The 21,748-nt window shown below is 54.7% G+C and carries 14 protein-coding genes; 11 read left to right on the top strand and 3 right to left on the bottom strand.

All coding sequences use genetic code 11. The features are described 5' to 3' along the window. Nucleotides 1-27 precede the first annotated feature (27 nt). The 7 genes from ACAW74_RS03025 to ACAW74_RS02995 all read left to right on the top strand — a co-directional run bounded on the left by ACAW74_RS03025 (nt 28) and on the right by ACAW74_RS02995 (nt 12,637). Nucleotides 28-1,548, top strand: coding sequence for a RagB/SusD family nutrient uptake outer membrane protein (locus ACAW74_RS03025; RefSeq protein ID WP_370696707.1), 1,521 nt, complete (start codon nt 28-30; stop codon nt 1,546-1,548). Between the two features lie 59 nt (nt 1,549-1,607). Then, the gene (locus tag ACAW74_RS03020) at nt 1,608-2,099 is read left to right on the top strand and encodes a hypothetical protein (protein WP_370696706.1); all 492 of its coding nucleotides are present in this window, start codon (nt 1,608-1,610) and stop codon (nt 2,097-2,099) included. Nucleotides 2,100-2,312: 213 nt separating this feature from the next. Continuing rightward, the gene (locus tag ACAW74_RS03015; protein WP_370696705.1) at nt 2,313-5,477 is read left to right on the top strand and encodes a SusC/RagA family TonB-linked outer membrane protein; all 3,165 of its coding nucleotides are present in this window, start codon (nt 2,313-2,315) and stop codon (nt 5,475-5,477) included. Between the two features lie 24 nt (nt 5,478-5,501). Beyond that, nucleotides 5,502-6,980 carry a SusD/RagB family nutrient-binding outer membrane lipoprotein gene (locus ACAW74_RS03010; RefSeq protein WP_370696704.1) on the top strand — a complete coding sequence of 493 codons (1,479 nt, stop codon included), beginning with the start codon at nt 5,502-5,504 and terminating at the stop codon, nt 6,978-6,980. Between the two features lie 30 nt (nt 6,981-7,010). After that, nucleotides 7,011-7,526, top strand: coding sequence for a hypothetical protein (locus ACAW74_RS03005; RefSeq protein ID WP_370696703.1), 516 nt, complete (start codon nt 7,011-7,013; stop codon nt 7,524-7,526). A 452-nt stretch (nt 7,527-7,978) separates the two neighbouring features. Further along, the gene (locus tag ACAW74_RS03000; RefSeq protein WP_370696702.1) at nt 7,979-11,143 is read left to right on the top strand and encodes a SusC/RagA family TonB-linked outer membrane protein; all 3,165 of its coding nucleotides are present in this window, start codon (nt 7,979-7,981) and stop codon (nt 11,141-11,143) included. Nucleotides 11,144-11,158: 15 nt separating this feature from the next. Then, a complete protein-coding gene (locus ACAW74_RS02995) occupies nt 11,159-12,637 on the top strand; it encodes a RagB/SusD family nutrient uptake outer membrane protein (protein WP_370696701.1) in 1,479 nt (492 codons plus the stop codon). A 101-nt stretch (nt 12,638-12,738) separates the two neighbouring features. On the opposite strand, the gene ung is transcribed toward ACAW74_RS02995, so the two are convergent. After that, nucleotides 12,739-13,404 (bottom strand): uracil-DNA glycosylase, encoded by a 666-nt coding sequence (gene ung, locus ACAW74_RS02990; protein WP_370696700.1) that lies wholly within the window; start codon nt 13,402-13,404, stop codon nt 12,739-12,741. A gap of 112 nt (nt 13,405-13,516) precedes the next feature. Here ung and apaG point away from each other — a divergent pair, with 112 nt between their 5' ends. From apaG to ACAW74_RS02970, 4 genes are all read left to right on the top strand, one after another. Continuing rightward, nucleotides 13,517-13,903, top strand: a complete 387-nt coding sequence (gene apaG, locus ACAW74_RS02985; protein WP_015331804.1) for a Co2+/Mg2+ efflux facilitator ApaG/CorD — start codon at nt 13,517-13,519, stop codon at nt 13,901-13,903. Nucleotides 13,904-13,906: 3 nt separating this feature from the next. Beyond that, nucleotides 13,907-14,683 carry an O-methyltransferase gene (locus ACAW74_RS02980; protein WP_370696699.1) on the top strand — a complete coding sequence of 259 codons (777 nt, stop codon included), beginning with the start codon at nt 13,907-13,909 and terminating at the stop codon, nt 14,681-14,683. 33 nt (nt 14,684-14,716) lie between these two features. Further along, complete coding sequence (locus ACAW74_RS02975) at nt 14,717-16,081, top strand: monooxygenase (protein WP_370696698.1); 1,365 nt, start codon at nt 14,717-14,719, stop codon at nt 16,079-16,081. Between the two features lie 162 nt (nt 16,082-16,243). After that, entirely contained in the window at nt 16,244-17,755 is a 1,512-nt protein-coding gene (locus tag ACAW74_RS02970) for a serine hydrolase domain-containing protein (protein ID WP_370696697.1), read from the top strand. A 91-nt stretch (nt 17,756-17,846) separates the two neighbouring features. Here ACAW74_RS02970 and ACAW74_RS02965 read toward each other — a convergent pair whose 3' ends face one another. Continuing rightward, on the bottom strand, nt 17,847-19,826 hold the full coding sequence (locus tag ACAW74_RS02965; protein ID WP_370696696.1) for a DEAD/DEAH box helicase: 1,980 nt from the start codon (nt 19,824-19,826) through the stop codon (nt 17,847-17,849). Nucleotides 19,827-20,450: 624 nt separating this feature from the next. Next, nucleotides 20,451-21,746: an anthranilate synthase component I family protein gene (locus ACAW74_RS02960; protein WP_370696695.1), complete on the bottom strand. Its 1,296-nt coding sequence runs from the start codon at nt 21,744-21,746 to the stop codon at nt 20,451-20,453. Between the last annotated feature and the right edge of the window lie 2 nt (nt 21,747-21,748).

Genomic DNA, 21,748 nt, shown 5'->3' with positions numbered 1-21,748 from the left:
CTTTTAGACTTTCAGCTCTCAAGCGCTATGCGTACACATAAATTAATGCTATCGGCGGGTTTGCTGGCAGCAAGCTTGCTAACCATTACGGCCTGTAAGGATAGCTCGCTGCTGGACGTTCAGCCCCGTTCGTCCGCCGATTCACAAACGGCATTCACAACCCCGGAAGGGTTTGATGCCGCCGTCAATGGTATCTACGATCGTTTTCAGTCGACGGCACTTTACGGCCGGGATTTATTGGCTCTGTCTGAAGCGTTGTCAGATAATGCGCAGTTCACCAATAAGTCGGGCCGCTTGGTCAACGAAAACCGCAATGTGGCGGGGGCAACGTTTGGCAACTGGGCGACGTCTTACTTCGCCATCAACCAGGCCAACCTGGTACTCGACAACATCGGTACTTTTTCATTTGCTGTAGGCGACACAGCTCGTCGCAACCGCCTTCAGGGGCAGGCTTACTTTCTTCGGGCGCTGTTATACCACGACCTGAGCCGGATCTATGCGTATGATCCAGGAGCAGCCGTGGCGGCGCAGGATCGTGGCGGAGTGCCGCTGCTGTTGAAAGGGGTTATCGATCAGAACAGCATTACGCTGCCGGCTCGGGCTCCCGTGGCTGACGTATACAAGCAGATCTACAGTGATCTACAAAGCGCAATCGCTACGTTCAGCCGCGCCCCAGCCACTACGCCGGACGTATCCAATCCGGCAGTGCCGGCTTATGGTAACCGGCAGGCTGCACAGGCTCTTTTTTCGCGAGTGGCGCTCTATAACCGCGACTATGCCACGGTTGTAAAATACGCTACGGATGCCATTGCAGGTGCTGTTAAGTTGTCGCCCAATGCCTCGTACGTTGGTGGCTGGCGCGCTCCCCAAAACCCAGAGTCACTGTTTGAAATACAATACACCACGCCTGAAAATATTGGTGTAAACACGTCGCTGCAAACGACTTATACGACACTGGTACGCGTGGGGGATCGGACAACGACGGGTGGTTTTGGCGATCTGGTACCGACGATAACGTCGGCAGGCTCGTTGACAGCGTTCATTCCTGATCTGGAAGCGGAGAAAAGTGCAACGGGGACTGTGCTCGATATTCGTCGTCAGCTGTATGAACTGGGCACCACAGGTCGCGGACCGGCGTTCATTGAGTGTACGAAATTCCTGGGTAAAAACGGGACGATCAACCTGGACAACGTACCGGTCATCCGGGTATCAGAGATTTACCTAAACCGGGCTGAAGCCAATTACTTCTTGGGTAATACGGCTGATGCTATTGCCGATCTGAACGTAATTCGGGTACGTTGCGGGTTGCCGGCTTTTCCGGCTACCGTTTCGGGAACTCCGCTACTGGCCGAAATTTACCGGCAGGCCCGTCTCGAATTTGGTTTTGAAGGGCACCGTTGGTTTGATCTGAAACGTACCGGGCAACCCGTGGTGAAAGCGGCTGGCCAAGGTGGAGGTCTGGCCAGTACCGACTTCCGTATTCTGGCACCTCTGCCGGTCAATGAATTATCGACAAACAGGAACATCCGGCAGAATTTCGGCTATTAAGATCTGATAATCAGTGTCATCGTCATTCGGTGGCACTGGTGTCTAAACTTCAATTTTCAATGAAAAAAATCATCAGTTTTGCAGTAAGCGCCGTAGCCCTGTTGGGACTATACGCCTGCAACAACGACCTCAATAAGGTATTTGACCCCCAAACACCACTGGTTGAGTTTCAGCCCGCTGTGGTTAACGCGGCCAGTGCCGGCCGGACGTACCCACTGCTGTCGGTAACCAACAGCGTAACGGCGGGCAACTCGGTGACCGTGCAGGTTAACCTGCTGGGTCGGAAACCTGGTAGCGACGTACCCGTTCGGGTATTGGTCGATCCGTCTACGACGGCGGCTGCATCGAGCTATACGTTATCAAACGGTGGAGTGGCTACTTTCGCAACTAGTGCGCCCAACTCGAACACGGCCGGTGTGACCCTCACCGTAGCCAGAGCGACAAGCACAACGGCCCCCATTGGTAACCTGATTCTGGTTATCGATAGCACAAGCACAGACTTTAAACCTAGCCGCAACTACATGCGTGTTGGGTATTCTTTCCGGCAGTAGGCGACAAAGGATATGTTTGTCATAACTGAGTATTTACAAATACCCGCTTCGGCGGGTATTTGTGTTTTTGTACTTAACAAAAATTCTAAGTATATCGATTTTTTCTTTTTATTACCTTAATTCATAGGTATAGACGCTATAATCCGTACGGTTGATCCTATTTTTGCCATCCCTTTTCTGGGAAAAAGTATATAATTTAATCTCAGCGCAACAATGCACAGAATTTTATCAAAATGCTGGCTGCTGCTGATGTTCCTGGCCGGGCCGTTATTGGCGCAGGACATCACCATTCGGGGCCAGGTCACTTCATCAGACGACAACTCACCGCTCCCGGGCGTGAGTGTGCAGGTACGCGGAACGACCCGTGGTTCATCAACAGATGCCGACGGGCGGTATCAACTCAGTGTGCCAACCGGCAGCCGGCTCATCTTCAGCTTTATCGGTTACGGCAATCAGGAAGTTACAGTTGGTAATCAGACAACCATCAACGTCGTACTGACGGCCGGGTCGCAGAACCTCGATGAGGTTGTGGTTACGGCACAGGGTATCGAGCGTGACAAGCGGTCGCTGGGGTATTCCACGCAGGAAGTGGGAGCCGCCCAGATAACGCAGAAATCAGAGCCGAGCCTGTTGAACACGTTGCAGGGTAAACTGGCCGGGGTGCAGATCAACACGCAATCGGGCGCGCCGGGTGCGTCAACCAACATCAACATTCGGGGGGTGACGTCATTCAATGGCAATAACCAACCGCTGATCGTTGTCGACGGGATTATTTTCTCGAATGACGTAAACGTGACGGGCAACACGCTTTTCCAGGCGCAGTCGTCGAACCGGCTGGCCGATATCAACCCGGAGAACATCGAGTCGCTCAACGTGCTGAAAGGCCCTGCCGCTGCTGCCCTGTACGGGTCGCGGGCGTCGGCTGGTGCCATCATCATCACGACAAAAACGGGTCGGAACCAGAACAACAAAACCGAAGTTACGCTCACCTCGTCATACAATACGCAGAATGTGTATGGCCTGCCCCGTTTCCAGAATGACTACGGGCAGGGTAGCAACAACCTGTTTATCAACAACTCGACCAACTCATGGGGGCCTTCGTTTGCGGCCGGAGCCATCTCGGGGGCATCGTCGTACACCAACACGCAGGGACAGCCACGTACCTATCAGGCGTATCCGAACAATGTACGCGACTTCTTCCAGCAGGGTAGTATTTTCCAGAATACGGCCAGCATTGCCGGAGGCGATGCAACCCGCAATTTCCTGTTGTCGTTTGGTAACGCCTCGCAAAGCGGCATCATTCCAACCTCGAAGTTCAACCGGACGAACGTGCAGATCAACGGTGAGACGAAGCTGAACAACGGGGTACGTATCCAGGCGAATGCCAACTACGTGCGGTCAACGCAGACGGGTACGGCATTAGGTAATGGTGGTAGTGCCTTCGGGCAGCTGACGCGTATTCCGCGTAGCTACGACCTGGAAGGTGAGCCGTTTATCGATCCGAATACGGGCCGGAGCGTCTATTTCAATACGACGATTATCAACCCCAACTGGTCGCTCAACAACGTAACGCTCGATAGCCAGCTCGACCGTTTCTTCGGAAACTTCACGGTGGGTTACGACATCAAAAGCTGGTTGAACATCTCGTACCGGGTGACGGGCGATACCTACACCGACCGCCGCAAAGACGTGTCGAACATCGGGTCGTCGCGGGCACCGCAGGGGTCGGTTACCAATGATCAGTTCTTCCGCTCGGAGTTGAATGGTGACCTTATTCTGCGCGCCAATACGAACCGCTTCTTTGTAGAAGGGCTGGGTGTAACGGCGTTATTGGGCCATAACATCAACCAGCGCAACACGCAGAACACGTTTGTTGTAGGTGAACAGCTGACGATTCCTGGCTTCCTGAACCCCAGCAACGCTTCGGTGTTCACTAGTTCAGGTGAGAATACTACGTTGCGCCGGCTGGTTGGTTATTATGCACAGGCTTCGTTCAACTACCGCGACTACCTGTTCCTGGAGTTGACGGGTCGCGCTGACCAATCGTCGACGCTGCCGGTAGCTAACAACACGTATTTCTATCCGTCGGCGTCGGTAAGCTTCGTGCCGACCGATGCGTTCAAGATTCAGTCAGACATTCTGTCGTATATTAAAGTACGGGCCGCAATGGCGCGGGTAGGCCGCGATGCCGATCCGTACCTGCTGAATTCGGTGTACGCGAAATCGGGCTACGGTAACAACGTGGCGAGCATCACCTTCCCAATCACCATTGGGGGATCAAGCGTTCCTGGTTTTGGTATCAGTAGCCGGATTGGTAACGCCAACCTGACGCCTGAATTTGTGACCTCGTCGGAAGTAGGTCTGAACCTGGGCTTCTTCAAAAATCGGCTGAGCTTCGACGCCACGTATTTCTTCACGCGGTCGACGAACCAGATCTTCAACGCCGCCATTTCAAACTCGACTGGCTTCGACACCCGTACTACCAACGTAGGGGATATGCAGAACCAGGGGATTGAACTCGTTGTATCGGCTACGCCCGTACGGACGCAGGGTTTCAAATGGGACATCTCGGGTAACTACACCATGATCCGCAACCGGGTTAACTCGATTGCGCCGGGCGTAACGCAGTCGGGCATCACGGGTAACGGCTTTATCGGCATTACACCGTCGATCGTGGAGGGTCAGCCTTACGGTGTGATTGTGAGCACAGGCAACCCACGGGTGCAGAGCACGAACCCAAGCGGTCAGTACTACGATGCATCGGGCCAGTACGCCGGTCAGTTTGTGATCAATGCTACATCGGGGGCGTTTGCGCCGGGTCTGCCTAACCAAGTCATCGCCAGCCCGCAACCGCTGTATCTGCTGGGCATCACCAATACGTTCTCGTATAAAGGCCTGGTGCTATCGGCACTGGTCGACATCCGTCAGGGTGGTCAATTGTTCTCGTTCTCGGCGGCCGATTACCGGTCGACGGGTTCGTTGTACGTAACGGGTATCGACCGCGATCAGCCCCGGATTCTGCCCGGTGTGATTCAGAACGCCGATGGCACGTTCCGGCCTAACAACATTCAGATTCCGGCACAGACTTACTGGGCAGGTCTGGGTGGTCTGGCTTCAGAAGGTGCCGTCTTCGACGCTACCGTTTACCGGCTTCGTGAGGTGTCGCTCAGCTATTCGTTGCCTAAAGGCCTGCTGAGCAAACTGCCATTCGGTACGGTTTCGCTGGGGGTAAGCGCACGTAACCTGCTCTACTATGCGCCGGGTTATTTCGCTGACCCTGAAGTGAATACACAAGGGGCTGGTAACATCCAGGGTCTGGACCTGAACGGTCCGCCACCGACACGCAACATCGGCGTGAACCTGCGGCTGACCCTGTAATCAACACTTTATCGTTTCGTATCCATGAATTCAGTCATAAAAAAATCATTGCTGTTGCTGCCATTGGCCGTTGGGCTGGGCAGTTGCAGCAAGTTCTTAGACGTCAACGTCACGCCCAATAACCCCACGGCAGTGCCGCCATCGGTATTGCTGTCGTCATCGCTGATCGGCTCGGCGTTTGCCAACGCCAACGAGCTGAACCGTTTTTCGTCGGTAGTGACGCAGCAGCTCACGGGCGCCGCCGGTAGCCCGGCCAACTACGATACTTACAACGTCACGGCCGCTGATTTCGGCAACCAATGGCGGTTTGAGATCTTCGGTGGCGCGTTGGTCAACTACCAGCAGATCATCAATACGGCTCCGAATGCGCGGGCTTACACGGGTATCGCCAAGATCATGAAGGCCTACACCTTCGCGCTGGCAACCGATACCTGGGGCGATATTCCGTACTCGCAGGCGTTGCTGGGTGAAACCAACCTGACACCGCGCCTCGATAAGCAGGAAGATATCTATCAGGGCAATCAGTCGCTGGGGATTCAGAGCCTGTTTGATCTGGTGCGCGAGGGACTGGCTGATTTGAATAGCAATAACGGTAGTCCAACTGGCCTGGTGCCAGGTACGTTGGATGATGTCGTGTACAAAGGTACGTTGGCCAACTGGCGGCGTGCCGGGGGTACGTTGCTGCTGAAACTGGCCTCGACGATCAGCGTGAAGAACCCGACGCTGGCCACCACGGTGATCAACGAAGTACTGCAAAGCGGCAATTACATCAACTCAAACGCGCAGGACCTGAACGTGGCGTTTGGTGGTGCCGTAGGGAGCCGCGATCCGCGCTATGAGTACACGTACATCAGTCTGTTCCGTGATGATCTGATCCTGAGCACGCGCTATCTGAACCTGCTTCAGAGCCTCAATGATCCCCGGTTGCCGATCTTCTTCACGCGCAACGCCGCGGGTAACTACGGCACCGCCGATAACGGACAGCGGGGCGGCTACCCAACTCCGGTTAACTATTCGCGCTACGGGGCGGCTATTGTTGGCGCGAACGGCGAAGGTCCGGTGCGGTTGCTGACCAACTTCCAGCGGGCATTTATTCTGGCTGAGGCAGCCCTTCGGCTGGGTACCCCCGGCGATCCACAGGCGCTGTACACGGAAGGCATTCGGGCGTCGATGACCCTGGCAGGCCTGACGGCCGCGCAGATCGATACGTACCTGGCGGCTAACCCCAAGGTGGCTACACTAACAGGTACCAACGAGGAGAAAATCGCTCAGATTATCACGCAGAAGTACATCGCTTTCACGGGCAACGGTATCGAGCTTTGGAACGACTACCGCCGCACGGGCTACCCGGCGTCGATCAATACGCGCTCGCAAAACGCGACGGGTGTTGATGGCACGATCCCGGTTCGGGCGGTATACGTTCAGGAAGAAATTCAGCGGAACCCGAATTTCCCACAAGCCCCCCCGCAGTCGAATGTGAAGGTGTGGTGGGACGCTAACTAACGGATGTTCACGGCAAAATCATTGAGACACATGACAAAGACAATCATAAAAAGCTTGCTGCTGGTGGCGTTGGTTACTTCCAACTTTGCCTGCAAAGATGATCTGGAGTATGGCCCGCTAGTGCGCGACAATCGCCCGGCGGTGCCCGTAACGTTCACCGGTGCCACCACGTTTGGCGGAAACCCGTACATCGAGGTTTCTGCGGCAGGGGCGGGTACGATTCGGTACACGCTGTCGATTCCCCAGTCGAGCGGACGCACCATCAAGGAAATCACGCGCGTAGCGGGTGGTGGCACAGCCGTAAATGCGGCTTCGTTGAATACAGCCTCGGCCATTATCAACACCGCTCCAATTGCTGCTACAGGCACAACTGCCGTCTTTGAAACCACATTGGCGGCTTTCCGCACGAAGTTTGGAACAGGTGTCAATACGACGCCGTCGGCTGACCCGTACACACCCCGTGAGATCGCGTTTATCTTCCTGGTTACTCTCGATGATAACACGCAGATCGTGACGCAACAGGTACGTGCCCGGCTAGTGCCTTAATTGTTGACGTATTAAAAAAGCGCCGCTGATCACTCAGCGGCGCTTTTTTTGTGCCTTAATAAAATGTAATCATAATCATTTATGTATGCGCCTGACTAGAAGTAAATGGGGGTGTAAACAGGCAATATTGGTTGGCTTCAATAAATGATGAAATATGATTTTTTAAATAAATGGTTAAGTATATGTTTATGAGTATTAATACTATTTTGTGCGCAATATAGGCATATTTTATCGGATTTGTACTATTATTTAAACGGAAAATTAATATTGATAACTATTCACTAATTATACTTTTCTCAGAATATTAATTGGTCATTACGTAAAGTGTCATTAACATTGCACTGCGAAATGAGAATACACCGAACACTGAGATGATCACTGAAAAACAAGGATTACTCAGGTACGTGTCGGGGTATTGCTGGTCGCTCATCTAACTTAACTTGTGTAATTCTATGAGTAAACTATTTACGGGATGCTGGCTTCTGTTTGCCTTGTTCTCGTTGCCGCTGATGGCACAGGACATGACAGTGAGGGGTCGGGTCACTTCATCAGACGACGGCGCTGCTCTGCCAGGAGTAAGCGTGCAGGTAAAAGGTACAACGCGTGGCACCAACACCGATGGTGAGGGGCGTTTTCAGTTAAGTGCTCCCCGCAACGCGCGGCTGGTCTTTAGCTTTATCGGGTACAGCTCGCAGGAAATTGCGCTGAACGGCCAATCGGAGGTGACCATTGCGCTGAAAGGCGACTCGCAACAGCTGAGTGAGGTGGTGGTGACGGGCTACGGTACGCAGACCCGGCAGGAAACCACAGGTAACATTTCGTCGGTAAAAGGATCGGCTATTGCCACACAACCTATCCAGAGCTTTGAATCGGGTCTGGCAGGGCGTGCGGCCGGGGTGCAGATCACGGTGCCGAACGGCGTGGTAAACAACCCGCCGGTATTCCGTATCCGGGGTACTAACTCCATCTCGCTAAGTTCGTATCCGCTGGTTGTCGTGGACGGTATCCCGACGTATACCGGTGACCAGGGCCTGACTAACGCCCCGGCCAACCCACTGGCGAGCATCAACCCGAACGACATCGAGACGATGGATATCGCCAAAGATGCCGCCGCCACGGCCATCTACGGTTCGCGAGCAGCCAACGGGGTTGTGTTTATCACGACCAAGCGTGGTAAGGCCGGCAAGGTGAAAGTAAACTACGACGGCTGGGTAGGTTTCTCGAACGTTTACCGCCTGCCGCAGATGCTGAACGCCAGCGAATACATCGCCTTTAAAACGCAGGCTGTAGCCAATAACCCGTCGCAGTCGGCCGTGAAATTCACGCAGACCAACGACGCTAATGGTAACCCCATCGAGACTCGCTGGTACGATTATATTTACCGGCAGGGGGTATCCAACAACCATACCGTGAACGTATCGGGTGGTAACGACAATACCAACTACTACTTCTCAACGGGCTACACCAACCAGCAGGGGGTTATTCGCCGCAACGACTTCCAACGCATCAACACGTTGTTCAACGTCGATAGCAAGCTGGGTAAGGCCGTAACGATCGGTGGTAAAGCGTCGTACTCAAACGAACAGAACCTGTCGGCCGGAACATCGGGCTCACTCAACGGGGAAGCCTTCAACACCAGCGGGCTGGGTCGGGTTGGTCTTGTACTGCCGCCAATCCTGCCTGTATATAATGCCGACGGGTCATACAACATCAATGGACCGGCCATCGGAACAGGTACTAACGTTGTCGGCACGGCGATCTCGTATCCCAACCCACAGCCGATGCTCGATTTGAACCGGTCGAACAGCGAGAACAACCACGTTCAGGCCAGTGTCTACCTGCAGGTGAAACCCCTCAGCTGGATCACCCTCCGTAGTGTGTACGGCATCGACTACCTGTTTGTGGATAACGACATCTTCCAGGCACCGCAATCGAGCGATGGTAATGCTTCGCAGGGTAATGCCTCGAGCATTTTTGCCCGGAATAAAACCTGGTTGTGGACTAATACGGCGCAGTTCGATAAGTCGTTCAACGAAGCGCACAACGTTAGCCTGCTCGTTGGTCAGGAGCAGCAGCGCCGTACATTTCTGTCTTACGGAATCAACCGCCAGGGCTTGTCAGATCCTGCTTATAACATCATTCAGGCTGGCTGGACTGTAAATAACCCTACCGGGATGGGCTTCGGTGAGAACTACCTGCTCTCGGGCTTTGGCCGGTTGAACTATAACTTTAAAGAGAAATACTTCCTGAGCGGCAATGTTCGGCAGGATGAATACTCGGCCCTTGGCCAGAAGAAAGGGGTATTCTATGGTGTTTCGGCGGGCTGGGATCTGACGAAAGAAGGCTTCTGGGCTGGTCTCGGCAACACGGTAAGTACGTTCCGCCTGCGGGGTAGCTACGGTAAAGTGGGGAACATCGGCGGTATTGGCGACTACTCGCCCTACTCGATCTATGGCTCGGGCCTGTATGGCGGCCTGGCTACGCTCGCCTTTCAGACAGTAGGAAATACTGAACTGCGTTGGGAGACGAGCACCAAGACCGACTTCGGCTTTAACTTCGGCTTGTTTAGCGACCGCATTACGGGAGAAGTTGCCTATTACAAAAACGACATCGATAACCTGATCCTGAACGTACCTCAATCGCCTTCAACGGGTGTTCCGGGTACGACCCTGCCGCAGAACGTAGGGCGGATGTATAACCGGGGGCTTGAACTGTCGCTGAATGCGCGAGTAATCAACAAGCGGAACTTTACCTGGTCGTCGAGCTTCAACATCACGTTCAACAAAAACGAAGTAACGGCCTTGGCACCCGGTCTGGAGTCGATCCTGACAGGTACGTCGGGTCTGGAGACGGTCAACCGCACGCAGGTTGGCTATCCGCTGGGTACGTTGTGGGTAGTGCCGACGGCTGGTGTTGACCCGGCAACTGGCAAGCGCATCTTCGTAAACTCGGCTGGCCAGAGCGTCTACTATCAGTTCTACGCACCCGGTGCGGCCGGTCAGTTTAACTATTCGACGACGCCTGACGGCCGGACCCGGTACGTTAGCCCAACGGGTGGTACGGCCATTACGCAAGCCGCCGACGCCGTTATGTATGCCAACGTATTGCCGAAAGTCTATGGTGGCTGGGACAACACCTTCCGCCTCGGTCCGTTCGATATGAACGTGCTATTGACCTATCAGACCGGTTTCTACGTCTATTATGGCACCAACGCTGGTCTGCATGACCAACGGTTCTGGAACAATGCCCGCGATGTGCTGACCGACGCCTGGATGAAAGAAGGCGATACGGGTAAGAAGTACGCCAAGCCTGTTTTCGGCGACAATACGTCGAACGGTTCGGCCATCCCGATGGATATCAACGTATTCAAGGGTGATTTCGTGAAGCTGCGGACAGTATCGCTGGGGTATAACCTGCCCGCGAGCCTGGCACAGCGCGTTCGCTTGAGCAATGTGCGGTTGTACGTTCAGGGACAAAACCTGGCTGTTCTGACGGCCTATCCTGGTCCTGATCCGGAAGTGTCGTCAAACGGCAACAGCACGAGCTCACAAGGCGTAGACCGGAATACGGTCGGCAACGCCCGGACTATCACTATTGGCCTGCGGGCTGGTTTCTAATACCGACCATCAACCATGAAAAAAATACTAGTACAAGCGTCTCTGTTAGGCGCATTCCTCCTGGGTACGTCGGCCTGTAATCGTGACCTGCTGACCCCTATTCCGCAGACGTCGGTGTCTGATGCCTCATCGTTTAGTACCGCTAGCCGGGTGCAACAGCAGCTGCTGTCACTCTATAGCGCGCTAAAAGACGGGAACTTTTATGGCGGCCGCTACCTGATCTACGGCGACATTCGGGGCGAAAATTTCCTCAACGAAACCTCGAACCTTGTGACGGGTTCAGATGTATGGAACCTCAACGCCACCAACAGTGCTACGGCGGTGCAGAACCTTTGGTCTGCCGCTTACCTGTGCATCAATAAGTGTAACGTATTCATCGACGGCATGGCCACTGTGCCGGCTACAGTCGTACCGGCAGATGCCGCTGCCCGGTATATCGCCGAGGCTAAGCTGATTCGGGCGCTTTCGTACTACAGCCTGCTGCAATACTATGCTCGGCCCTACGCCGATGGGAACGGCAATAAACCCGGCGTACCCCTTCGCTTGAACGGGATCAAAGGGTCAGGCCAATCGGATCTGGCGCGGAGTACGGTGGCTGATGTATATGCACAGGTCGTAAAAGACCTGAATGAAGCCGAAACCGGCTTGCCGTTGACCTACAGCGGTACGGGTGAAAACACGACGCGAGCCCATAAAAACACAGCTATCGCGCTGAAAACGCGGGTCTTCCTAACCATGCAACGTTATGCCGACGTGGTTACGGAGGCGAACAAGATCGTGAGCTCGACCGCTCCGTTCAATGCGCCGACGGGTGTAAACCACCGCCTACAAGCCGACATTGCTACGGTGTTTACGAACTTCACGACTACCGAGTCAATTTTCTCGATGCCGATGACCACCACGGCGGGTGACTTCCCCGGTACGCAGAACCAATTGGCGTTCTACTTCCAGCCGAATGCGAGCAATGGCGGAACAGGGGGCGCGGAGTATTCGCTGAACCCGAGTGGCATTATTGCCAACCCGAACTGGACGGCTACCGACCGCCGCCGGTCTTTTATTCGTCAAACTGGCACGGGGGCTACCGCCAAGAACTGGCTGATCAAGTACAAGACAGTTAGCCCGTATACCGACTATGTTCCGGTTATTCGGTATTCAGAAGTGTTGCTAAACCTGGCTGAAGCCAAAGTGCGTACGGCCAATGCGGTGGATGCACAGGCGGTAGCGCTGCTGAGTGCTGTTCGCAACCGGTCGGACGCGTCGATCACCTATACGACGACTAGCTTCGCCAACGCCACCGAGCTGACCAACGCTATTTTGCTGGAACGCAACATCGAATTCCTCGGTGAAGGCCTGCGGAATAACGACCTGGTGCGGTTGCTGCAAACTATTCCGGCAAAAGGCTCAGTGGCTGCCAAAGCTGCCTCAGAAAACGGCTACATCTGGCCGATCTCAGCGCAGGAGCTAGCCCTCAACAAGCTGGCGACGGATAACTAAGAACGTTTGAGGTTTCGTGTTCACCGTTTGATGTTAGCTGACGCCAGAGTAGTGAGCGTCAGCTAACATCAAACGGTGAACACGAAACCTCAAACGCTTTTTTACCACTCAATCGGGGCCAACCCTTTGCTTTCTAGGTACGTGTTGGCTTGGCTAAAGTGTTTATTGCCAAACCAGCCACCCCATTGAGCCGCCATAGGCGACGGATGTTTAGCCTTCAGAATGAAGTGTTTGGAGTCGTCGATGACGGCTCCTTTTTTTTGGGCGTAGGCCCCCCACAGCATGAACACCACGTGCTCTTTCTGCTGGGAAAGAAGCTGGATAACGGCGTCGGTAAATGTTTCCCAGCCTTTACCCTGATGCGACCCCGCCTGACCGGCCCGCACCGTCAGCGTTGAGTTAAGCAGCATCACGCCCTGCGACGCCCAACGTTCCAGGTTACCCGATTTGGGGATGGGTTTGCCCAAATCATCCTGAATTTCTTTGAAAATATTGATGAGCGACGGCGGCTTGGTGATGCCATCGGCTACCGAGAAGGCAAGCCCATTGGCCTGTCCTTCACCGTGGTACGGGTCCTGCCCCAGAATGACCACGCGCGTATCGTCGAAACTGCATTGATCGAACGCGTTGAAAATCAAACGGCCGGGCGGGTAAATCCGCTGGGTGCTGTATTCCTGCCGTAAAAATTCGGCTAACTTTGGGAAATAGGGTTTGTCAAACTCAGGTTGTAGGTAGGGTTTCCAGGATTCGGCGATTGTAACGTTCATAGTAAGAAAGAAATGGAGTGAAGTCGGAAAAATAATTTCCGACAGGCCGATTGACCTGGCAAACTTATCAACTTATTTTACGTTCTAAGGTTGTCTAAAACGAGCTTTGTTTATGGTTTCTGCCGTAACGGAAGGCATAGAGGTAATTGTAAAAACAGAGTACCAGCATGGCTATTCAAGTCCATTGCAGGCGCACTTTGTCTTTACGTACCGCATTGCCATTGAAAACCACAGTGAGCACACGATTCAGTTGCTGCGCCGCCATTGGCTCATTTACGACGCGACCGGCGAGGTACGCGAGGTAGAGGGCGAAGGCGTCATTGGCCTGCAACCCGTGCTCGAACCCGGCGAACGCCACGAGTACGTGTCGGGCTGCAACCTGCACGCCAGCATGGGTAAAATGGTGGGCTCCTATTTGGTCGAGCGGATCATCGACGGCAAACAGTTTCGTATTCAGGTGCCCGAATTCACGATGGTGGTGCCGTTCCAGTTGAATTAATTCTTGATCAAGGCCTATCTCCGGCATTGGTGGCGGGCGGGTAACGCCCACGGCCTCCATTCGCCTTTTGTCTACGCCCTCTATACCGAGGTTATCAGTGCTCGTTCTGAGGCAACGCCGTTTAAGGCGATCGAGCAACTGCGGCATCAACTCCGCCAAAGTACCGAAACCATCAACGTAACCGACCTCGGCGCGGGCTCGCGTACGGGTGCCGGGCAATCGCGGCAACTGGGGCAAATTGCCCGATCGGCCCAGAAACCGGTTCGCTACGCACAACTCCTCAACCGGCTGGTGCACCGGTTCAACCCCACAACTATTCTCGAACTGGGTACGTCGCTGGGGCTGACAACCGCCTACCTGGCCGATGCTGCTGCGCACACCAACAGTCGAGTTGTTACGTTTGAAGGTTGCCCCAATATCGCCAGCAAAGCGAGACAAAATCTCGATAAACTGGGTTATCAAAACGTTGATATAGTTGTTGGTGACCTAAGTAAAACGCTGGCGTCTCAATTGGCAGAAATACGCAGTCTGGACTTCGTGTTTTTTGATGCGAATCATCGGTATCAGCCTACTATCCAATATTTTAGTAGTTGCCTGGAAAAAGCACACAACGACTCGCTGTTTATCTTCGACGACATTCACTGGTCGGCTGAGATGGAACAGGCCTGGGCAACCATCAAGAGCCATCCGTCGGTTCAGGTAACGGTTGATCTGTTTGGTATAGGGCTGGTGTTTTTTCGCCGTCAGCAGCCACGTCAGCATTTTCTATTGAAGTTCTAGGCAACCGTCTGCCCCGTCTACCGTAACTGTACTATGAGAAAGTCGTTCGTCCTTGCTATTGCGTTTGCCTTTGCTGGTCTGATGGCCTCTTGTAGTAAGCAACTGACCAACGACGCCCCAACCGCTACCGAGCAGACCACGTTTGGGCTGATCCAGAATCGAATCCTGACGCCTTCCTGTGCTACGGCGGGCTGCCACGCGTCGGAAAACGATGCGGCCTTTAAGCAGCATGGGCTGGTACTGGCGGCTGGCGAGGCGTACAAGAATCTGGTAGGGGTCGACCCTAAAAATGCGCTGGCCGTGACCGACGGCCTGAAACGCGTCAAAGCCTTCGAGTCGCAGAAAAGTCTGCTTTATCACAAGCTAAACTTCGACGCTGCACACCATAGCGGTAAAAATTACGGAAACCCAATGCCCCTGGGAATCGATCCACTCAGCGTTGGGCAGATTGAATTTGTCCGGCGTTGGATCGACGGTGGCGCGCTGCCGGATGGCAACCTCATCGACCCTACCTTGCTGGATGATAAAACCCCCAGCAATGGGTCTAACGCGAGCTTTCAGGCACCAGCTGCGCCTGTTGCCGGTAAGGGGTATCAATTGCGTATCGACCCATTTGATGTAGCCCCCAATTTTGAACGCGAACTGTTTGTTCGGAAAAACGTGGGTAACACCGACGAAATCTACGTGAACCGCTTCACCGTGTCGATGCGGCCTGGTAGCCACCATTTCATTGCACACGATTTCGAGTCGCCTGCATTGGCACCGCCGCTCAATCAGGTACGTGATCTGCGCAATACCGACGGCTCGCTGAACATCGCTACGGTGCTGCAAATGAGCAACCACGTGTATCTGGCGGGTAGCCAATCGCCCAATCTCGACTATTCGTTTCCGGAAGGCGCGGCGCTGTTGATTCCGGCCAATTCCTCGGTCGACCTGAACGCGCACTACGTCAACAAAGGCAAGACCACGATGCAGGGTGAGGCCTATCTTAACTTTTATACGACACCCAAAGCGGCCGTTACGAAGGTAGTGCGTACGCTGAATCTGGGGAATACCAACCTGTCGATTCCGGCGGGGCAGGAAATGACGTTCAAGAAAACGTTTCTGGTAACCACCAAAACCCGACAGGTACTGACGCTAACCTCACACATGCACAAGCTGGGAACGAAGTTTGTGATCCGCATCAAGGGGGGAACACGCGATGGTGAGGTCGTCTATAGCACCACCGACTGGGAGCATCCGGATATCATCAACTTCAAGACACCCATTACGCTGGCCAAAGGCGAAGGCCTGACGTCGGAAATCACCTATAACAACACGACGAGCAAAACCGTGAAGTTTGGCCTGACCAGCGAAGACGAAATGGGGATCATTTTCGGATACTATTACGAAGAGTAGGGGAGTCTGCCCCAAATCGATTGCCTAGCCTGTTGGGGTATTCGATGTCTGGACGTACCTACGCTGCGATCCAGCCGGCGGAACAGGAGTTGTCGAAGCAGAAAATTAAGCGTTAGTGAAGCAATAGCGTTTCAGCAGTAGGGTGGCTTGTTACCTTGCAGTATGAAACATCCGCTACTCTGTTTGTTCCTGGCGTTGCCGCTGAGCTCGTTTTGCCAACCGGCCAACAACGTACCCACAGCCGATGACCGGCTCCGCCGCATCGAAGCTGCCTTGCCCGTCGTCGAGAAAATCTTTAGCGATTATGCCGCTCAACGCCACGTACCTGGCATTGGATTTGGCGTAGTAGTCGATGGTAAACTGGTCTACGGCAAAGGCCTTGGTGAGGCCGATCTGGCTACAAAACGGCCTGTCACGGCGCAGTCTCAGTTTCGTATTGCGTCGATGACCAAAAGCCTCACGGCGATGGCTATTCTGAAACTGCGCGACGAAGGCAAATTACGCCTCGACGACCCGGCGGCTGGGTACGTTCCCGAACTGAAGGGCCTTAAACCGCTTACGACCGACGCGCCCCCGATTACAATCCGACACCTGTTGACACATGCTGCCGGCTTCCCCGAAGACAACCCCTGGGGCGACCGGCAACTGGCTGACTCAGAAGCCGAATTGAGCCAGTTTCTGCGTGGTGGGCTATCGGTAGCCAACGCGCCGGGTGTGGCCTATGAATACAGTAACCTAGGCTTCACCCTGCTGGGGCGGATCATTAGCAACGTTGCCAAGCAGCCGTATCAGCAATACATCACCGATAACATTCTGCGCCCGCTGGGTATGACCAGCACAATCTGGGATTACCGCAAAGCGGATCCTAATCGCTACGTAAACGGCTACCGCTGGCAGGAGGGCCAACACCTGGCCGAAACACCCCTGCCCGATGGCTCCTGGGGTGCCATGGGTGGTCTGATCACGACGGTTGAGGACTTTGCCCGGTATATGGCGTTGCACCTGAGCGCGTGGCCTGCCCGCGACGGCGCAGAAACCGGACCCGTGCGGCGTAGTTCGCTGCGGGAGATGCAGCAACCCTGGAATTTTCGGGGGCTAAATGCCCAGTTCCGGTACCCATCGGGGCGGCTTTGCCCAACAGCGCAGGCTTATGCCTACGGGCTGGTTTGGGCGCGTGATTGCGGCGGACGCGTGAGTGTAGGGCATAGCGGCGGGCTGCCCGGCTTCGGCACCGAGTGGCAGGTGATGCCCGATTACGGCATCGGGATTATTAGTTGCGCCAACCTGACCTACGCGGGTATGCGCACGCTGAACACGGCGGCGCTCGATACGCTCATTGCGCTGGCAGGACTGAAACCGCGGGTGCTGCCGCCTTCGGCTATTCTGGCGCAACGCAAAGCCGAACTGGTGCGGTTGTTGCCCAACTTTGATAAGGCTGAAGCCAGTGGCATTTTTGCCGAGAATTTCTTCCCCGATACACCCGTTGACCTACGTCGGCGCAACACGCAGGCGCTGTTTGAGAAAATCGGTAAGGTCGTGCGGATGGAGGAGTTGATTCCCGAAAACAACCTGCGGGGTACGTTCCGCATGGTGGGTGAACGCGGCGCTGTCGACGTGTTTTTTACGCTCACGCCCGAAGCCAACCCGCTGATTCAGCAATTGGATATCAAGTAGGGTTCAAAGTTGAAGGGTCCAATGATCAACGCTGCTCTGCATTAGTAGAGCATCATTGACCATTGGACCCTTCAACTTTGAACCTTATTTTTTACCGGGCCACTTCAACATTGACCCGACGGCCTTTGATGTTATTGCCATCCATCGCCGTAACAACGCGGTTGGCAACATCGTTGGGTACGTCGACGAACGTGTGCTTGTCGAAGATGTCGATGCTACCGATGCTGCTGCCGGGGATACCCGACTCGCCAGCAATGGCACCAACAATATCACCGGGACGCACGTAATCGCGACGGCCAATGCTCACGCTCAGACGCGTCATGTTGGCTTCACGCTCACGGGGTACGCGCTCGTTGTCTTTGGTGAAATAACCTTTACGGCCATCGCCACCATCGCGCGGACCAAATGAACGGTCACCCCGCGAATCGCCTCCACGACGGTCTTCAAAACGACCACCGCGATCACCGCCGCGACGATCTTCGAAACGGCCACCGCGATCACCGCCGCGACGGTCTTCGAAACGACCACCGCGTGAATCGCCTCCACGACGATCTTCGAAACGGTCGTTTTTGTCGAATTTGCCATTGCGGCGATCTTCGGCGTTCAGGTCCTGATCCGAGAATTCGTTTTTCTCGATACCCATGCTGCGCTTCATCAGGGCCGACACGATGGTATCGGTCGAGAAGCCCTCGTGATGCAGTTGGGTTAGCATATCTTCGTACAGGTGCAGGTCTTTGCTGGTACGGATATCGTCGGCCAGTTGCTCGATAAACCGAGCCTTCCGGATACCTACGATGTCTTCAAACGACGGAATAACGCCCTTCTCCACCCGAACCTTTGTGTAGTTCTGGATGTCGCGGAACCGGTATTTCTCGTCGCGGCTTACGAGCGAAAACGCCCGGCCTGACTTCCCGGCCCGGCCTGTGCGGCCAATCCGGTGTACATAATACTCTTCGTCGAGGGGTACGTCGTAGTTGATAACTGCGTCGACGTTATCGACGTCGATACCACGGGCGGCTACGTCCGTAGCGACCAGGATCGTCGTCACGCCCGAGCGGAATTTGCTCATCACGTTGTTACGCTGCGCTTGACGCAGGTCACCGTGCAGCCCTTCGGCCTGGTAGCCACGCACCATCATTTCTTCCACAATCTCTTCTACTTTCCGCTTCGTGTTACAGAACACCAGCATCAGTTTCAGGTCGTACAGGTCGATGAGGCGGCACATTACTTCGGTTTTGGCGCGGGGTTTTACTTCGAAGAACACCTGCTCAATGTTGGTGTTCGTGAGTTCCTTCTTCACCACTTTCACCAGCACCGGGTTCTGCTGGAACCGTTGCGTAATCGACAGGATGGGTTTCGACATCGTGGCCGAGAACAGCACCGTCTGGCGCTCGGTCGGGAAATCTTCGAGTATGCTCTCGATGTCTTCGCGGAAGCCCATATCGAGCATTTCGTCGGCCTCATCGAGCACAATCATTTTGGCGTTGTCGAGCTTCAGGGTGTTGCGCTCCATGTGGTCCATCACACGGCCGGGCGTACCCACTACGATATGCACGCCTTTCTTGAGCGAGCGAATCTGCCGCTCAATTGAGTCACCACCGTAAATGGCTTCGATAAACACACCACGCTTGAACTGGCTCAGTTTCCGAATTTCTTCGGTTACCTGCAGGGCGAGTTCGCGGGTCGGGCACAGAATCAATACCTGTACACTGCGGTCGCTGGGATCGACCAGCTCAAGGGCCGGAATACCAAAGGCGGCGGTTTTACCCGTTCCCGTCTGCGCCTGACCAATCACGTCGCGGCCAGCCAGAATGGGGGGGATCGCTTCGGCCTGAATAGGAGAGGGCGTCGTAAAGCCCATTTCCGTAACAGCCGCCAGCATATCGGGTGAGAGGTTCAGATCGGCAAATGTGCGCTGATTGGGCGCGTCGGGCTGAACCGTAATCGTGTCTTTAATTTGAGGTGCCTGTACAGCTTCCTGGATGGGTTGCTCTTCTTGTGCGGCCATTTCCTGCACGGGTTGTTGTTCGACGGTTTCGTCGAGATCAGACTGGATGTTTTCCAGAGTCATAAAAAAGAATAAAAAGTAATGAAGCCCGCATACGGCGGACGATTCGTCAAGCAAACAGTGACGTGTGCGGCAGACCAACTAAGCACCAACCCATACCCTTGCAGAAAAACCCTTCCCCTACCGAATACCCAATTGGATTTTTGAATCGCTTAGAACAGCGTTGTTGACCCTCGTCAGGAGGAACCATCACCCACAGCCTGTACTGTTTGTACATCCGGGCCTGGCTCTGTAAACCACCTTGTTATGAACGAGTGCGGCAAGAGATGCCGCTAAGAACAGAGAGAAGCCGACGGATGTCGCTTGAATTCAGCTACAAAAGTAAGACTTTTTTTAGTGAAAAGCAAGTCTGTATGTGAATAGTGTTGTACTATTTGAAGGTATGTAGCCCGCTAAACCAAGACTAGGCGGCGGCAAGGCGTCCGAAAAGGATCAGCCAGGCAACGATACCCATGAAAAGCCAGTGCAGGGCTTTGTAAACGAAAGGGTGAAATGGATGGCGCATAAACGGGCTTGTTGGACACCACAAAGCTAGTGGCGGTGGATGTGCCCTATGTTATGCATTCATGAAGCCGCCGTTATGCTTTCAGCTTGGTAGGAGCCTGTACATAACCCTGCCGACACAGGTTATGAACCGCCCAAAATGGCCCGCATCGCGTCGCCTTTCAGCAAGCACTCGGCGTATTCCTGCGCCGGGTCGGCGTCGTAGGTAATGGCACTGCCCACGCTATAACTGGCTAGTTGACTGGCGGCATCGTAGAAAATGCTGCGGATTGCCACGCTGAAGTCAAAGTCGCCCTCGGGGGTAACGTACCCAATGGCTCCCGAATACACTCCGCGTCGGCTGGCTTCGAGTTCGTCGATGCGCTGCATGGCCCGAATCTTGGGAGCACCCGTCATACTCCCCATCGGGAAGGCGTGACTCAGTATGTCGGCCAGCGAGGCGTCGGGGCGGGCCGTGGCCGATACCGTCGAAATCATCTGATGCACCTGCCGGAAGGTGTAAATGCCAAACAGTTCATCGACCTGCACCGTGCCGGTTTGCGCCGACCGAGCCAGATCATTACGCACCAGATCCACAATCATCAGGTTTTCGGCCTGCTCTTTTTCACTTGTCCGAAGTTGCTGTTTCAGCACCTCGTCTTCGTCGGGCGTTTGGCCCCGGCGGATCGTGCCCTTAATAGGTTGTGAAAGCAACCGCTCCCCCGTTCGTTTCAGGAAACGCTCAGGCGACGCACCCAACACGTACCGCTGCTGCTGTTTCAGGAAGGTAGAAAACGGCATCGGCGATCGCCCGCACAGGGCACGGTACGTACCTACAGGGTCAAGCGCCAGCTGTTCGGCGTAAAACTCGATGCAGTAATTCAGTTCGTAAACGTCGCCCATTTCGATGAGCGCCCGTATCTGCTGGACCGCCGTCTCGTACTCGGCCTGACTAACCCGCGCCTGTATCATGGCGTCAGTGGGGTTAGGGGCAGGAGGTAAGGGGAGGAGCGTCGTGGAGTCGGTTAACCAACGTTTCCAGGGGCCGGCATCCGCCTCGTCAGTGTGCACCTCAATGGCATCGGGGCTGATGTCAACAACGTACCTGGGCTCAAAAAACCAGCTATCCGGAAACCCCAGCCGGTCTGGGTGGCGGCTGTGCAAAGCCTCGATCTGATTCTTGATATCATACCCAACGTACCCAGCCAGGTGGCAACGGTGCCGGGCGTGGAAATCGGCGAGCGTCTGAAGGTCGGCCTGACCCGTAAACGAAACGACCCGCTTCGCGCCCGCGTAGAGGCGGTTCGGAAACGGGTCGTTAGGGTAAGCGATGCCGTTGTTGTTCAGATAAACAAAGGCGTCAAACGCCGTTTCGGCGGTTGCCAGCAGACGCCAGCGCCAGTCGGCGAGGTCGGGAGCCGCAAAGCGAAACACGTTCATTG

The organism is Fibrella musci (genome assembly GCF_041321105.1).
Lineage (GTDB): Bacteria > Bacteroidota > Bacteroidia > Cytophagales > Spirosomataceae > Fibrella > Fibrella musci.
This window is presented reverse-complemented; position numbering and strand designations above follow the sequence as displayed.

Bases quoted from the DNA above. Each gene is read 5' to 3' on its own strand.
- ACAW74_RS03025 (WP_370696707.1), top strand. From the start codon at position 28: ATGCGTACACATAAATTAATGCTATCGGCGGGTTTGCTGGCAGCAAGC.
- ACAW74_RS03020 (WP_370696706.1), top strand. From the start codon at position 1,608: ATGAAAAAAATCATCAGTTTTGCAGTAAGCGCCGTAGCCCTGTTGGGA.
- ACAW74_RS03015 (WP_370696705.1), top strand. From the start codon at position 2,313: ATGCACAGAATTTTATCAAAATGCTGGCTGCTGCTGATGTTCCTGGCC.
- ACAW74_RS03010 (WP_370696704.1), top strand. From the start codon at position 5,502: ATGAATTCAGTCATAAAAAAATCATTGCTGTTGCTGCCATTGGCCGTT.
- ACAW74_RS03005 (WP_370696703.1), top strand. From the start codon at position 7,011: ATGACAAAGACAATCATAAAAAGCTTGCTGCTGGTGGCGTTGGTTACT.
- ACAW74_RS03000 (WP_370696702.1), top strand. From the start codon at position 7,979: ATGAGTAAACTATTTACGGGATGCTGGCTTCTGTTTGCCTTGTTCTCG.
- ACAW74_RS02995 (WP_370696701.1), top strand. From the start codon at position 11,159: ATGAAAAAAATACTAGTACAAGCGTCTCTGTTAGGCGCATTCCTCCTG.
- ung (WP_370696700.1), bottom strand. From the start codon at position 13,404: ATGAACGTTACAATCGCCGAATCCTGGAAACCCTACCTACAACCTGAG.
- apaG (WP_015331804.1), top strand. From the start codon at position 13,517: ATGGTTTCTGCCGTAACGGAAGGCATAGAGGTAATTGTAAAAACAGAG.
- ACAW74_RS02975 (WP_370696698.1), top strand. From the start codon at position 14,717: ATGAGAAAGTCGTTCGTCCTTGCTATTGCGTTTGCCTTTGCTGGTCTG.
- ACAW74_RS02970 (WP_370696697.1), top strand. From the start codon at position 16,244: ATGAAACATCCGCTACTCTGTTTGTTCCTGGCGTTGCCGCTGAGCTCG.
- ACAW74_RS02965 (WP_370696696.1), bottom strand. From the start codon at position 19,826: ATGACTCTGGAAAACATCCAGTCTGATCTCGACGAAACCGTCGAACAA.
- ACAW74_RS02960 (WP_370696695.1), bottom strand. From the start codon at position 21,746: ATGAACGTGTTTCGCTTTGCGGCTCCCGACCTCGCCGACTGGCGCTGG.